This window comes from Moraxella catarrhalis (assembly GCF_001632285.1).
In the GTDB taxonomy this organism is placed as follows: domain Bacteria; phylum Pseudomonadota; class Gammaproteobacteria; order Pseudomonadales; family Moraxellaceae; genus Moraxella; species Moraxella catarrhalis.
On sequence record NZ_LWAH01000011.1, the window covers coordinates 102,860 to 116,926 of the forward strand.

The window sequence follows — 14,067 nt, forward strand, 5'->3', positions numbered from 1 at the left end:
TTAGTATAATGCAAATTTCAACCCTTTTGGGCAAAAGTTTGGCATAAAATTTGTCACACAATGTATCATCACAATGGCAGCTTAGATACCTGATACTTTTGAATGACTGACTAAAAATTCATGGGCATTTTGTTCTAAAAACTCCTTAAATGCCAACGCTGCAGGTGATAATGAGCGATTTTTGTGCGTATATAATAAAAATTTACGCTCTACCACAGGGTCGGCAATAGGACGCATCACCAAGCCATTTTGCTCCACCCATTCAGCAGCGTATAATAGGCATAAGGTTACGCCAAGTCCCATTCGGGTCATTCCAAGTGCAGTTGATAAAAAATTTACCTCAAACTCAGAGTTAAAAATACGGCTTGAAATTTGAGCAGGCAGTTCATTTTGTAGACTTTTAATAAACGGGCCATTAAGCGTAATCAGCCGTTCATTCAATAAATCCGTCCAACGCAAAACATCTTTTTTGGCAAATGGGTGAGTGGCAGGCAACACCAAATAAAATGGCGAAGAAAATAACACCACCGCCTGCAAATCATCAGAATGCACCCGCTCTGGGGCAACGCCCAAATCTGCTTCTAGATTTTCAATATGCTCCACCACATCATCAACCGAGCAATCGGTGAGTGTCACTTGAATATTTGGGTGAATATCACAAAACTTTGCCACAAATTTTGGCATCGTGCTTGCTGATAATTGTTGCGAAACTGCCAAACGCACATGCCCTTGATGCAGTGATTTTAGGTTATTCACCTTTTCATTTAAAACTGACATCTCATTAAGCACACGCCGAGCTTGTGGCAAAAGTCGCATACCAGCATCAGATAAATGCAGTTTGCGAGTTGTGCGGTCAAATAATTTGACACCCAAATTCTGTTCAAGCTCTTTGATTAATCCAGACAATGCTGATTGTGTGAGACACAATGTCTCGGCTGCTTTGGTAAAACTATTTTGTTCAGCTACCAACAAAAAGGCTTTGAGCTGTCTTAGAGTTACACTCACCGCAATTCCTTTTAATTATAAATAGTAATAAACATATTAGTAGTTATTATAAATAATAATTTTTAAAATGCAAGATAAAAAACAACTCATCTTAATGATAAACGATTTAACATTAAGATGAGTGGCGATATTTTCATGAGACAACCCAAAATATTGCCCATCATTTGACTAGAATTCAAGGGACGACAATCGCAGTCATTTATGGTGCAATGATGGTGAAAACATACGCCGATAAATTCACCAACAATACAATGCCGTATAAAATGTTCGTGCGTCCTTGATTAAGTGACAGCATGACAATAAAAGTTGATAAACCAAGCAATACCATAGATTTACCATCTAAACCTAGCACCAATGGAATATCATAAATTAAGCAAACAATGGTGACAGCAGGAATGGTTAAGCCAATACTTGCCAATGCTGAACCTAATGCTAAGTTTAAGCTGGTCTGAAAACGATTGTGGCGTGCCGCATTTAATGCCGCCAATCCCTCGGGCAGTAACACCACCGCTGCAATGATCACCCCAACCAACGCGACAGGTGCACCCATATAAGCAACTGCCGCCTCAATGCTAGGGCTTAGGCTCTTGGCAAGCATGACCACAATGCCCAAACAGATTAACAAAAATATAAAGCTGATGGTTGTAATCTTTGTGCTTGGTGGTTGGGCATGGTGATCCAAATCATCATCAGCTGCCAAAAAATAATCACGATGACGCACTGTCTGAACCATGATGAATGAACCATACAATACCAAAGAGGCCACCGCCACAAACATAAGCTGTGCTGATGAATAAGTGCCTTGCGTGGTGGAAGTGGTAAAATTTGGTAAAATTAAGGTCATCACCAAAATTGAGACCAGTGTAATTAATGCGGTGCTGGCAGATTTTTGCCCAAAAAATTGTTCTCGATGTTTTAGACCGCCAATCATCAGCGACATCCCAAGAATCCCATTTAAAATCAACATAATTGCTGCAAAAACCGTATCACGAGGTAAATACGCTGCATTATCCCCGCCTGTGACCATCAGCGAGATGATGAGTGCGACCTCAATGATGGTAATGGCTAACGCTAAAATAATGGTACCAAAAGGCTCTCCGACCTTATGCGCGACCACCTCTGTGTGATAAACTGCCGATAACACACTACCAATTAAAAACACGCCCCCCAAAATTTGTAACAGCAGATGGGTTTTTATGCCCACAAAAAATAACCCCCAAGCCACCAATGGCAAGAGCATTGACCAAATGGGTAAACCAAATCGTGTATTTGATGCCATACAGGCTCCTTATGATAATGATACTTGTCGATGAAGCCAATCGCTTATCAAATCAGACAATGAACCACTGAACTTTGTGTGCATAAAGGCAGAAGATGAATCTTAGTCTTCGTGCTTGGGCAGTTGCTCTAGGCGAGTTACCAAAAGTTGGTCAATCTTATAATGGTCGATATCTACCACCTCAAATTTAAAGCCCTCATGCTCTACCCAGTCTGCAGGGCGTGGAATCTTACGCAGGCGATACATAATAAAGCCCGCCAGCGTCTCATAGTGATCCCAATCAGGAAACTCATTAATATCAAGGGCATGTTTAACATCATCAATCGGCGTAATCCCATCAATCAGCCATGAATTTTCATCACGGCGAATGATTTGTAAATCTTCAGGCTCAGCGGCTGCCCAATCGCCCATGACAGTCATCATAATATCTGATAGTGTAATTAGCCCAACAACCAATGCATATTCATTAATGACTACCGCCATTTTTTCATTACTGGCACGAAATTTATCCAAAAGCTCGGATAAAGTGAGTGTATCTGGAATAATCAGTACATTACGAATGGTAGATTCATTCAGCTGAAAAATTGGCTGTTCGCTTAAAATTCGTACCAAAATATCCTTGGTATCGACATAACCGATGACTTGGTCGATATGCTCATTACAGACCAAAAATTTAGAATAAGGATAATCGGCAATCTTTTGACGAATACTCTCCTCGCTTTCACTGAGTGCAAAATATACCACATCCTCACGAGCCGTCATCGATGATGGCACGGTGCGTTCTTCAAGTTCAAAAACATTTTCGATAAAATGTTGTTCTTGTTCCATCAGAACGCCAGCCTCTGCCCCAGCATCAACAATGGCAGAAATATCATCAAAGGTGATACTGTCATCACGAGCCGTATCAAATTTAAAAAGCCGAAAAGTCACATCTGCGATGGTATTGATAATCCATGCCAAGGGCTTGACCACACGAATTGTCCACAAAATCGGATTGATGACCACCAAAGCCACTCGCTCAGGATTAATCATTGCAATGCGTTTGGGAATCAGGTCAGCATATAAAATAAATAGCAGTGTTACCAAAACAAACGACGAAAAAAAAGCGATGCTGTCAAGCCAAATCCCTTGATATACCAAGCCAATCCATTCGGAAAAATAAGGACGCAAGGCACTTTCACCAACCGAACCGCCCAAAATGGCGACAGCATTTAGGCCAATTTGTGAAGTGGCAAAAAAATCAGCTGAATTTTCTTGCAATTTCAAGACTTTCTCGGCACGGTCATCGCCTGATTCTGCCAGTAATTTAAGTTTGATTTTTCTTGAACCTGCCAAAGCAATTTCTGAAATCGAGAAAAAACTCGATGTCAAAATCAGTACAAGAATAATCATAAAGTTTTGAAACAAACTCACAGTAACACCCATTTGGTGAAGTTTTGATTGAAAAATTTGCCACGACTGGTTTAAAAAGCGTAGGTTAAGGCTGATTTGATGATAGTCATGATGCTATTTGTGTTGGCTTGATTAGCTAAGTATTTTTTGGTTGGCAATCAATCACTTGACCTTTAATACCGCTTGCCTCATCTGTCATCAAATACACATAAACTGGCATGATATCCTCAGGCGTCTTAAGTGTATAAGGGTCCTCACCTGGAAAAGCATGTGCACGCATATTGGTACGAGTTGCACCAGGATTGATACAATTAAACCGAAGTGCTGTCATGTTTTGGGTTTCTTGGGTGAAAATGGTTGCCATACCCTCAACCGCTTGTTTTGAGAGTGCATAAGCACCCCAAAACGCTCTTGGTCTTGCACCCACGCTGCTGCTTGTAAATACCACCGAGCCGCTTCGGGCTGCACGCAGTAGCGGAATTAGGCTTTGGGTCAGCATGAATACGGCCGTCATATTCACCCGCATGACCTGCTCAAAGGTGATCGGATCGTACATCTCAAGTGGCGTCAATGCCCCCAAAATGGCTGCATTATGTAGCACGCCATCAAGATGCCCAAATTCTTTTTCAATTAAGCCTGCCAGCTTTTGCATCTGTGCAAAATCTGCCCGCTCAAGATCCATGGGCAAAATGGCAGGCAACGCCAACCCAAGTGCCTCAATTTCATCATAAACCACTTCAAGTTTTGATTGAGTTTTACCCAGCAAAAGAACCGTTGCACCGCATTTGGCATAAGTCAAAGCAGCAACTTTGCCTATCCCATCGCCTGCACCTGTCACCAAAATAATTTTATCTTTTAGACTGTCTTTGGTGAATTGAAAATCACGAATTGCATCATGTGAACGCATGGTTGTCATGTTTTATCCAGTGGCTAATTGAGCTTTTTGTTAGCTCTATGTTAAATTGATATGAAATTTATGAGAAGAAAATAAGGCAATATGATACCTTTTGGGTCTAACGGTAATCCACTTAAGCGACAAAGAAAGTCACCTTATAAAACTTGTTGCAAAACCCAATCCGTCAACGCTTTGGGTGTCTGCATGATAACATCAGCACCCCAAGTATCGATACTTGCCAAATCCGCTGCCGATAAATAACCAAACCCTGCGATGGCTGTCTGCATACCAGCAGCCCGCCCTGCCTCAATGTCTCGGCGATGATCACCAATATAAATACATGCCAACGGTTCAACGCCAATTTTTTGGCACGCCAAATATAAAGGCTCAGGGTCAGGTTTGGGATTTTTGACATCATCAGGACAGACCAAAACACCACATCGTGATGATAAATTTAGCTTGTCCAATAAGTTTTCTGTCAAATAGCGTGGCTTATTGGTAACAATGCCCCAAGGGATACGATACCCCTCGAGTTTTTCAAGTAAGACCTCAAGCCCCTCAAATACTCGGCTATCTACACAAACATCGATTTCATAACGATCCAAAAAAGCTTGGCGGCGGCTTAATAGTCGTGGATCGTCATCACAGATTTGCCCAAGTTGCTCGGCAAACATCAGCTGAACTATAGCACGCGCGCCTGCTGACACCTGCTCTCGTATCGCTGCTTCACTGGGGGCAGATAGTCCCTCATCGGCACACATCTGCTGAATGATACGAACAAAATCAGGTGCGGTATCAATCAATGTACCGTCCAAATCAAAGAACACGGCTTGAATGGGCTGTGTCATAAAGCTTCCTTAGGTGTGTTTTGGGGTATCTGTTTGTGTGTTTGGTTTGGTAAATGCCATCATATAATTGACATCAACATTTTTATTAGACAGCCAATAATGCTGGGTAATAGGATTATAATGCAGACCCGTCAAATCACATCTTTGAAAACCAACGCTCATCGCCATTTGGTCTAACTCCGCTGGCGTGATGAACTTATGCCAATCGTGCGTCCCTTTATCCACCAAATTTAAGACATATTCAGCACCAATGATCGCAAACAGATAAGATTTTGGGTTGCGATTAATGGTACTCATCACACACACGCCACCTGGCTTTAATAAATCATAACACGCCTGCACAATCGCACTAGGATCAGGCACATGCTCAAGCATCTCCATACAAGTCACGACATCAAAACCAGAAGCGTGTTCTGCCGCCAACTCCTCTGCAGCAACGCAGCGAAAATCAAGCCCATCTATGCCTGTTTTGGCGGCGTGGATACCGGCCGCTTTTAGGTTTTCATCACCCAAGTCAATCCCTAAAACGCTCGCACCACGCACCGCCATCGAATGTGCCAAAATCCCCCCACCGCAGCCGATATCTACCACCGATTTGGCAACCAACGATGAACCATAACAGTCATTCACACGATCTTCAATCCAGTTTAGACGCAGTGGGTTGATATCATGCAATGATTTAAACGCACCCATGCGATCCCACCACTCATCCGCCAATTTGGTGAATTTACTAATTTCGTCAAAATCAGCATTATTGATCGCTTGGTTGGTATCGCTGGCAGAGTTTATGCTGTTGATGGTGGCAGTATCATGACTTTGCATGGCATCATCCTTTGGTTTTGTTTTATTTGGCTAAATTTTTTTATTTTATCATTTTTAACGGTATTTGACTACTTTTACAATTTAAGGTCATCATTACTCATCTTAAGCACCCAAAACTCTTAAAAATCAAATACAATCCATGATGAAACCATCAGGATCATACCAAAATAAACCAGCGTAGGCCGCACACTGATGGCAAAAAATTTACACAATCTGCAACGAAACCTTAAGAAAACTGTTGCCACATTTGACAAAAAATACGATAAACTATAGCTCATCAGATTTTTGTCTTTAACATTGATATCATCATCAGATTTTAGGCTTTATCTTACAACAAGGAAATTTTATGAAATTTGCATTAAAAACAGCATTACTCACAACCATGCTAAGTGTTGCAACTTTGGCACAAGCAAACTTTGTCGAAGATCAGGACTATAAAGTATTACCCAATCCTGAAACTATCGCAGGTGACGTCATTGTGGTGCGTGAATTTTTTTGGTACGGTTGCCCACATTGCTATCATCTTGAGCCACATATGCAAAAATGGGCAAAAACACGCCCTGCTGATGTGGCATTTTTTCAGACACCTGCGGCGATGAATCCAGTGTGGGAAGTGGGTGCTCGTGGCTTTTATGCTGCCCAGCAACTAGACGCCCAAGAAAAAACCCATCAAGCATTATTTGATGCCGTCCACAAAGATGGCAATCGCAACATTATCAGTTCACAACAAGAGCTTGGTAACTGGTACGCCTCTAAAGGCATCGATAAGGCAAAATTTGACAGCCTGTATAATTCTTTTGCCGTAACCACCAAAATCGAGCGCGCCAAAGCAGCTGCGACACGCTATGGTCTATCTGGCGTGCCTGCTGTGGTTGTTCATGGTAAGTATGTGGTTTCCGGTGAAGATGCCAAAGTGCCTCAAGTCGTGGATTTTTTGATTAATAAAGTGCGTGAAGAAAAACAATAACCCACAAATGTTAAAATCAGCCAATCTGTGCGTTTATTTCGTCTGCCCAAAATACCGATGATCTATCGGTATTTTGGTGATTGGCTGATATTGTACTCATGCCAAGACAAAACCCAGCCATCAAATCATCATTTAGACAATATCACCACCTCTTTAACATAACTTTCAAAATCTGCCACGCTTTCAGCCAATAGCTCATCATCGCCCAAATGTTTGGCGTATTCTATCCACAAAAGCAGTTGATAAATACTGTTATATTCCGCCTTTTTAAATTGCTTAACAAACTGCTTAATGGTGCTTTCATCAGACAGTTTTAGGCGATCATACCATGTTTCAATCTTGGCAATTTGCTCGGGGGTAAATTGACATTCAAATAACGCCTGCGTTAGCGCGTGGCGGTTTTCTTCAATGATGAGTTTACCCACTCGTTTGATTTGGCGGTTTTTGGCGGCGTGGCTGTCTATATTGGTTAAATGCTTTAATTCATCCAAAAAATATTCACTTACTGGCAAATTGGCAAGCTGTTTTTTGGACAATTTGGCAAGTGGTTCGGATAATGCTTGCAAACGCTCATGGGATTTTTTAATCTCAGTGCGTGAAACACGCATGTCCATTTTTGACCAATCAATCATAAGATACCTTATATTTGTCGTTAATTTATCATTAATTTGTGGTTAATTTATCAAAATTATCATGCTTGATGCACCCATCAGATAAGCCCAACTGACACGAGACCAAAAACCACTGTTTTGCTACTGCTGCCTTTTGATAATTTTGCTTAACGCCATCACCTTGAAAATAGGCAACCGCCAAATTATACATCGCTCGTAATGCCCAAGTTCGGCCGCTTTTTGATATTCACGCACCGCCATGGGGTAATCTGATGCCTGATCATAGCGAACCGCCAATTCAAAAAACTCATCGGCTTGTTGTGCGATGGTGCTGTCTTTACTGGTTTGAACAGCATCGCCATCGGTTGCCCAGCTGGGCGTACCTGCCATCACAGACAGCATAAAATCACGCTTGTCGCCATATGTTTGGCGGTTTTTGGGTTGGGTGTTTCGACATTCATGAATAATAACCTTTTAATCATGATTGTTTAAATCGTTAAATTGTTAAATCGTCGCTTTAAAATTTAATAACTGCTCACGGTAATACTCATATTGCTTTTGACGCAGCTTTATTTCTTTGGGCAGACCTTCGCTGATGGATTGGGTCAGCGTGTCAAATGTGTCCAAAATGGCAACGATTCGACTTTGAACAGATAGGGGTGGGATTGGGATTTTAAGTTTTTTGACAATCTGAGCGTTAATATTGGTTTGAGAACCCGTTCCCAGTGATTTAATATATTCATATTGATTGGCTAAACAGTAATATACGTAGCGATATTCAGCAATTTCTTCATTTACTTCAATATTTGCACATGCCTGATTGGTTGTCATTGGAATTTTATTGATACCAACACGCCCAACAGTTGCCCCATACATTGCTATAATAACGCAATTTGCAGGTATCCATTTTGCACTTGAATTTTTAACACCTGGTTCTATAATTTTTACGCCTGTGTCATAAATATCATTAAAATTAACTTCTTGGGTACGAAGCCAAGGGATTTCGCCATTATTATAGTATTCAGGAATGCCTGTTTTAGGCGTACCACCTGATGAAATTTTTTTGGCAACCTCCCCCAACGCTCGCCACTCTACCGCTTGCCCTTGTAATAATTTTTTTATCATCGCATTCATAAACTCACCAAAAAGATTTTTCACGGTGCTTAACATTCACCTGCATTTTATCAGGCAAATGACCAGTTAATATCTCCCCCACCGCTTGGCTGACAAATACCGAGCGGTGCTTACCCCCTGTACAACCAATGGCAATGGTCACAAAATGGCGATTGTTCTCAATAAAATCAGGCAGCCACTTTAATAAAAATGTGCTGATGTCATGCGTCATCTCATGCACGGCAGAAAATTGAGCAAAAAATTCCTGCACAGGTGCATCAAGCCCTGTCAAAGGACGCAAATCCATCTGCCAATGTGGGTTTGGCAAGGTACGCACATCAAAGACAAAATCAGCATCTTTTGGCGTGCCATGCCTAAACCCAAACGACAGCACATTAACGATGATATGATTATCCACGCCCAAATGTTGTCTTAGGCTGTTTTTTAGCTCATGAATGTTTAACAAACTGGTGTCAATTTTGATATCGGCATGGCAGGCAATCGGTTCAAGCAGCGCAGTTTCCTTTTGAATGGCATTGGGCAGATTGCCAGCCATCGCCATCAATGGATGTACTCGGCGAGTGGCATCATAGCGCGCGACCAGTACATCATCTTGGGCGGTGGTATATAACACACTCAAAGCGGTCTTGCCATAGGTTTGTATCAAGCTGTCATACACTTGACCAAAGTTGGATAAATCCGCTTTGGGGGTGCGGACATCTATCCCCACAGCAATGCGATGAATCTGGCTGTCATTGACCAATTTTTCTATGGCAAGTGGCACGATGGATAAAGGCAAATTATCAAGCGGATAATAGCCAAAATCTTCTAAGGTGTTGAGTACGGAGGTTTTTCCTGAACCTGAACGCCCTGACACCACAATGATTGAGTTTGGGGCAATGAGTTTGGGCATCATATTTCCTTAACAAAATGAGCAAAACCAGTTACATGGGTTTAGATGAACATGGGTTTAGATGAACATGGATTATTAACATTAATTTAAGGCAACTTCCAAATTATCCAAAAGTCTTGCCCCACCCAAATAACAAGCGGTCAAAATCACCAAGTTTTTATCATGGCGGCTAGCAGGTTGCAGTTGCTGATTGAGTACTTGCAAATAATCCACCGTAAAACCATCATGAGTTAATTCATCTTTAGTTTTTTGTATCATCATATCAAAATCAGCAAAATTTGCAGACTTTAACCCACCTGCAAGCTGTTGTAAGGCCTGTGCCAGCCGTGGGGCGATGGCACGCTCTTGCTCGGTCAAATACTGGTTGCGAGACGATAACGCCAAACCGTCATCGGCTCTGACAATCTCACCGCCAATAATGTCAATCTCAAAATTTAATTCTTGCACCAATTGGTAAATGATGGCAAGTTGCTGGTAGTCTTTTTTGCCAAATACCGCCACATCAGGACGAACGATATTAAACAGCTTACTCACCACCAAGCCCACACCGTCAAAATGCGTGGGGCGTGTCTGACCACATAATATCTTGCTGATGCTGCCTGATAGGATTTGAACATTGGGCGGATAGACAGGGTACATCTCGTCCACACTTGGGGCAAAAACCAACGCCACGCCAGCTTTGGTAAGTTTTTGGCAATCGTCATCAAGCGTGCGTGGGTAACTGGCAAAGTCTTCACCCGCCCCAAACTGAGTGGGATTGACAAAGATACTCACCACCACAACATCGGCATGTTGCTTGGCAAGATTCACAAGGGATAAATGTCCATCATGTAAATTGCCCATGGTTGGGACTAAGGCTATTTTTTGGTTGCGTAAGGGGTTTAATTTGTTTTTTAAGTCTTTGATGGTGTGACAGATGTTCATGTTTTTATCCTAAAAACTGTGCTGTTTTGTTGGAAAGGCACGCTGCTTGACTGCATGATGATAGGCCTTAAACGCCCCAACAATGTCTTTGGTTTGGTTGCTGTCATCGGTCAAAAAATTCTTGACAAATTTGGCAGGTTTTCGGGTATAAATGCCAAGCATGTCGTGCATGACCAACACTTGCCCATCTGTATCCACACCCGCCCCAATACCAATGACAGGCACATCAAACCGCTCGGTAACGGCTTTGGCAAGCGGTGCTGGCACGCATTCAAGCAACAAAAGACTCGCCCCAGCATTCACCACCGCCGTACAGTCTCTCATCAATTTATCCGCTTGGGCGTCTGTTTTACCTTGTACTTTATAGCCACCAAAGACATTGACCGACTGCGGCGTTAATCCCAAATGCACGCACACAGGCACGCCGTTATTGGTCAAGACCTTAACAGTGTCGCTAAGCTCGCTGCCCCCTTCAATTTTGACCACATTCGCCCCTGCTTGCATGACCGCCTTGGCACTGGTGATGGCATCAGATAAGGTGGCATAACTCATGAATGGCAAATCGCATAAGATTAAGGCATGAGAATTACCACGCACCACATTTTGAGTGTGATAAACCATGTCTTGAACGCCCACTGGCAAGGTTGAGCTTTGTCCTTGGACAACCATGCCCAGACTATCACCGATTAAAATGGTGTCAATGTCTGCCAACTGCATGGCGTGAGCAAAACTTGCCTCGTAACAAGTTAGGCAAGAAAATGTTTTACCCTCTGCTTTTAGTTTGTTTAAAGTAGATAGGGTGATGGGTGCTTTGGGTTTGGGGGTGATTGATGATGGGGCTTGGTCGCTCATAGGATTGCCTTTTTAGGGTAATGGCTGTTTAAGTGATGACCGTTTCAGTCATAGCTGTTTAATTTCTTCGGCACTTAGCATGGTGGCTTGGATAATCGTTTCAATGGGGGTCATGTGTTGCTCCTTTGATGGTAGTTTATCCAAACTTATGTCAGTTTATTCAAACCTTGCCAGCTGTTACTTTCATTTAAATCCGCCAATTTTTGCCCATTAACCAGCAAACACTCATCAATTTCAAGCATTGGAATTAACACAAAATTTCGTTCAAATAAGCCTTGATGTGGCACGGTCAGCCGTTCATGATGAATGCGTTTATCACCATATAACAAAATATCCACATCCAAAGACCGCTCACCCCAATGACGCAATCGCACTCTTTTGGCGGTCTGTTCAAGACCTTGACAAAAATCAAGCAACTCAAGCGGTGGTAAGCTGGTATTGGCACTTAATACCGCATTGATAAAATCGGGTTGGTCGGTGATGCCAAAGGCTTTGGATTGATACAGTGATGACATTTTCACATCGGTAAAATGTGGCGACTGTTTGAAGGCTTGTACGGCGTTGATGATATGCTCGGTGGGAGTGCCAAGTTCATTGGTAATGTTGCCACCAAGTCCAATAAAACAAGTGGTCATATGCTGTCTGCCTTTGGTTTGGCATTAGATTTACGGCGGCGTGTTCTTTTTGGCTTGGCTTGATTTTCTACAAGCTTAGGCTCAATATCAGTGACACCATCAACTTGTTTAGATTGATGGCGTGATGGTTTTTTTGTTTGAGCCGATTGTTTAGAGCCAGACCAATGCTCGTCTGACTGCTTGATCAACCCTTGTTCACGCTCTTTGATGGATAAAGTGGATGATGGTTTACGCTTACGATGGCGAGATGCTGGAATATACGGCTCATCATTGGCAAGCAATTTTTCAAAATCAGCTTGTGTAAAATTCACTGGCTCAAAGACAGGCGTAGGCACGGCAGGCGTTGGCAATTTGGTTCGTGCTTTAGTTTTTTTGACCAAATCTTCTGCACCCGCCACCACAAATAATGGTTCAGGGCGTGTTTTGATTAGCTCATCGTCACTACGCAAAGACAACTCTTTAAGCTGCTCAAGCTCACGAGTCTTGGTATCTTTTTTGGCATTACGATCACGGCGACGCTTTGGCGTGCCTGCTTGCGTACCAAACGCCTCAATCATGATCGCTTTATCAACAGCACTGGCGTCCTGATACGCCTGCCACCAAGCACCCATATTTTGGGTCGGCTCAGATAATGGATGGGTATCATAACCTTCTCTGAGTACCAAAAAATCAAATGCGGCACGAAATTTTGGCAGACGCTCCAAATTAGCGATATCACGCACCCTTGGATTGACAAGCTTAGGCTGAAGCAACCAAATATCTGTAATGAATTGTTCGGCAAACTTAGGTATGGCAGTTTTGATACGCTGGGCGTCAATGGTTTTTTCGGCAGCCTTAATCTGTGCTTCATGAAACGGTAAGCCACGCTTTTTATATTTCGCCAATTGATACAGATAATTTTCCCACAGCATCGCTGCATAAAAAAATGCTGGATTGACACTTTTGTCTGCTGCGATACGCCGATCGGTATTTCGGGCGACCACCATCATCAAAGGCGTCGGCTCATTGGGTGCAAAGCTCATCAAACTTGACATCGCCCCATGTTCAAACAACAGTGGCAACAGCGGCGTCAAATAGCCACCACCGAACATTTTTTGAGTTTCATCATAAAGACGATGGGCAGAGACTTGCTCCAAAAGCGTCCAATTGTCTTGATGAAATTGATTTGCCAAATCTTGATCAAATTCAAAACCCAGTTTCGCCTTAAATCGCAACGCACGCAGCAGACGAACAGGGTCTTCTTCAATACGCACCTTGGCATCACCAAGTAAGCGAAGCGTATGACTGTCGATGTCTTTTAATGCACCACAAAAATCCAGCACTTCACCCTTAATTGGCTGATAATACAACGCATTGATAGAAAAATCACGACGAGCAAAATCTTGCTCAATATCGCCCCAAACATTATCACGGATAATCATACCGTCATCGGTGGTGTGTGTATCGTCTTTGGGTGGAGCACGAAAAGTCGCCACCTCAATCATCTCACGACCTGAATACACATGTGCCAACTGAAAACGCCGCCCAATGATACGACAACGACCCCCAAAAATTGCCTTAATCTCATGCGGTCTTGCATCGGTCACCGCATCAAAATCTTTAGGTGCCAAACCAAGTAAGCTGTCTCTAACGCCACCGCCAACAATATAAGCATCAAATCCTGCTTTTTGTAGTGTGCCGATGACCTCGACAATACTGTGCGGCAAACTGCCTTTTTGTAGTCGCAGCGATTTGGCTGAATGTGTGGTACAAATACTCTTTTTGGTTTGTTTTGGCTTTTTAGGCACTTTGCCCATGCCTACTCCTTGATT

General features: G+C 42.7%; 16 protein-coding genes. 1 reads left to right on the forward strand and 15 read right to left on the reverse strand.

Annotation, left to right across the window (positions count from 1 at the left end):
* Positions 1 to 81: 81 nt before the first annotated feature.
* The 6 genes from A4U55_RS01905 to ubiG form a co-directional block, all read right to left on the reverse strand.
* Positions 82 to 1,005 carry a LysR family transcriptional regulator gene (locus A4U55_RS01905; protein WP_003657246.1) on the reverse strand — a complete coding sequence of 308 codons (924 nt, stop codon included), beginning with the start codon at positions 1,003 to 1,005 and terminating at the stop codon, positions 82 to 84.
* 199 nt (positions 1,006 to 1,204) lie between these two features.
* Complete coding sequence (locus A4U55_RS01910; protein WP_003660422.1) at positions 1,205 to 2,284, reverse strand: calcium:proton antiporter; 1,080 nt, start codon at positions 2,282 to 2,284, stop codon at positions 1,205 to 1,207.
* A gap of 102 nt (positions 2,285 to 2,386) precedes the next feature.
* Positions 2,387 to 3,709 (reverse strand): hemolysin family protein, encoded by a 1,323-nt coding sequence (locus A4U55_RS01915; protein ID WP_003661356.1) that lies wholly within the window; start codon positions 3,707 to 3,709, stop codon positions 2,387 to 2,389.
* Positions 3,710 to 3,812: 103 nt separating this feature from the next.
* A complete protein-coding gene (locus A4U55_RS01920; protein ID WP_003668777.1) occupies positions 3,813 to 4,592 on the reverse strand; it encodes a YciK family oxidoreductase in 780 nt (259 codons plus the stop codon).
* 134 nt (positions 4,593 to 4,726) lie between these two features.
* Positions 4,727 to 5,419: an HAD-IA family hydrolase gene (locus A4U55_RS01925; RefSeq protein ID WP_003673418.1), complete on the reverse strand. Its 693-nt coding sequence runs from the start codon at positions 5,417 to 5,419 to the stop codon at positions 4,727 to 4,729.
* Between the two features lie 9 nt (positions 5,420 to 5,428).
* Entirely contained in the window at positions 5,429 to 6,241 is an 813-nt protein-coding gene (gene ubiG, locus A4U55_RS01930) for a bifunctional 2-polyprenyl-6-hydroxyphenol methylase/3-demethylubiquinol 3-O-methyltransferase UbiG (protein ID WP_003657235.1), read from the reverse strand.
* Between the two features lie 346 nt (positions 6,242 to 6,587).
* Here ubiG and A4U55_RS01935 point away from each other — a divergent pair, with 346 nt between their 5' ends.
* The gene (locus A4U55_RS01935) at positions 6,588 to 7,208 is read left to right on the forward strand and encodes a thiol:disulfide interchange protein DsbA/DsbL (protein WP_063453952.1); all 621 of its coding nucleotides are present in this window, start codon (positions 6,588 to 6,590) and stop codon (positions 7,206 to 7,208) included.
* Positions 7,209 to 7,336: 128 nt separating this feature from the next.
* Here the strand turns inward: A4U55_RS01935 and yjgA are convergent, their stop codons facing one another.
* From yjgA to pcnB, 9 genes are all read right to left on the reverse strand, one after another.
* Complete coding sequence (yjgA, locus tag A4U55_RS01940; protein WP_063453953.1) at positions 7,337 to 7,840, reverse strand: ribosome biogenesis factor YjgA; 504 nt, start codon at positions 7,838 to 7,840, stop codon at positions 7,337 to 7,339.
* Positions 7,841 to 7,871: 31 nt separating this feature from the next.
* Entirely contained in the window at positions 7,872 to 8,030 is a 159-nt protein-coding gene (locus A4U55_RS09390) for an SEL1-like repeat protein (RefSeq protein WP_003657228.1), read from the reverse strand.
* Positions 7,961 to 8,209 carry a hypothetical protein gene (locus tag A4U55_RS01945; protein WP_227506464.1) on the reverse strand — a complete coding sequence of 83 codons (249 nt, stop codon included), beginning with the start codon at positions 8,207 to 8,209 and terminating at the stop codon, positions 7,961 to 7,963. Before A4U55_RS01945 ends, A4U55_RS09390 begins: the two co-directional genes overlap by 70 nt.
* A gap of 114 nt (positions 8,210 to 8,323) precedes the next feature.
* Positions 8,324 to 8,989, reverse strand: coding sequence for a restriction endonuclease subunit S (locus tag A4U55_RS01950; protein WP_063453954.1), 666 nt, complete (start codon positions 8,987 to 8,989; stop codon positions 8,324 to 8,326).
* Positions 8,958 to 9,845, reverse strand: coding sequence for an RNase adapter RapZ (rapZ, locus tag A4U55_RS01955; protein WP_003657222.1), 888 nt, complete (start codon positions 9,843 to 9,845; stop codon positions 8,958 to 8,960). The genes A4U55_RS01950 and rapZ overlap by 32 nt, the downstream gene beginning before the upstream one ends.
* Before the next feature lie 81 nt (positions 9,846 to 9,926).
* Complete coding sequence (gene panC, locus A4U55_RS01960) at positions 9,927 to 10,769, reverse strand: pantoate--beta-alanine ligase (RefSeq protein ID WP_003663994.1); 843 nt, start codon at positions 10,767 to 10,769, stop codon at positions 9,927 to 9,929.
* Between the two features lie 9 nt (positions 10,770 to 10,778).
* Positions 10,779 to 11,621: a 3-methyl-2-oxobutanoate hydroxymethyltransferase gene (panB, locus tag A4U55_RS01965; RefSeq protein ID WP_003657219.1), complete on the reverse strand. Its 843-nt coding sequence runs from the start codon at positions 11,619 to 11,621 to the stop codon at positions 10,779 to 10,781.
* 146 nt (positions 11,622 to 11,767) lie between these two features.
* On the reverse strand, positions 11,768 to 12,256 hold the full coding sequence (gene folK, locus A4U55_RS01970; protein ID WP_003657217.1) for a 2-amino-4-hydroxy-6-hydroxymethyldihydropteridine diphosphokinase: 489 nt from the start codon (positions 12,254 to 12,256) through the stop codon (positions 11,768 to 11,770).
* The gene (gene pcnB / locus A4U55_RS01975; RefSeq protein ID WP_003673421.1) at positions 12,253 to 14,052 is read right to left on the reverse strand and encodes a polynucleotide adenylyltransferase PcnB; all 1,800 of its coding nucleotides are present in this window, start codon (positions 14,050 to 14,052) and stop codon (positions 12,253 to 12,255) included. The genes folK and pcnB overlap by 4 nt, the downstream gene beginning before the upstream one ends.
* Positions 14,053 to 14,067: the final 15 nt, after the last annotated feature.

Bases quoted from the DNA above. Each gene is read 5' to 3' on its own strand.
- A4U55_RS01910 (WP_003660422.1), bottom strand. From the start codon at position 2,284: ATGGCATCAAATACACGATTTGGTTTACCCATTTGGTCAATGCTCTTG.
- A4U55_RS01915 (WP_003661356.1), bottom strand. From the start codon at position 3,709: ATGGGTGTTACTGTGAGTTTGTTTCAAAACTTTATGATTATTCTTGTA.
- A4U55_RS01920 (WP_003668777.1), bottom strand. From the start codon at position 4,592: ATGACAACCATGCGTTCACATGATGCAATTCGTGATTTTCAATTCACC.
- A4U55_RS01925 (WP_003673418.1), bottom strand. From the start codon at position 5,419: ATGACACAGCCCATTCAAGCCGTGTTCTTTGATTTGGACGGTACATTG.
- ubiG (WP_003657235.1), bottom strand. From the start codon at position 6,241: ATGCAAAGTCATGATACTGCCACCATCAACAGCATAAACTCTGCCAGC.
- A4U55_RS01935 (WP_063453952.1), top strand. From the start codon at position 6,588: ATGAAATTTGCATTAAAAACAGCATTACTCACAACCATGCTAAGTGTT.
- yjgA (WP_063453953.1), bottom strand. From the start codon at position 7,840: ATGATTGATTGGTCAAAAATGGACATGCGTGTTTCACGCACTGAGATT.
- A4U55_RS09390 (WP_003657228.1), bottom strand. From the start codon at position 8,030: ATGTATAATTTGGCGGTTGCCTATTTTCAAGGTGATGGCGTTAAGCAA.
- A4U55_RS01945 (WP_227506464.1), bottom strand. From the start codon at position 8,209: ATGGCAGGTACGCCCAGCTGGGCAACCGATGGCGATGCTGTTCAAACC.
- A4U55_RS01950 (WP_063453954.1), bottom strand. From the start codon at position 8,989: ATGTTAAGCACCGTGAAAAATCTTTTTGGTGAGTTTATGAATGCGATG.
- rapZ (WP_003657222.1), bottom strand. From the start codon at position 9,845: ATGCCCAAACTCATTGCCCCAAACTCAATCATTGTGGTGTCAGGGCGT.
- panC (WP_003663994.1), bottom strand. From the start codon at position 10,769: ATGAACATCTGTCACACCATCAAAGACTTAAAAAACAAATTAAACCCC.
- panB (WP_003657219.1), bottom strand. From the start codon at position 11,621: ATGAGCGACCAAGCCCCATCATCAATCACCCCCAAACCCAAAGCACCC.
- folK (WP_003657217.1), bottom strand. From the start codon at position 12,256: ATGACCACTTGTTTTATTGGACTTGGTGGCAACATTACCAATGAACTT.
- pcnB (WP_003673421.1), bottom strand. From the start codon at position 14,052: ATGGGCAAAGTGCCTAAAAAGCCAAAACAAACCAAAAAGAGTATTTGT.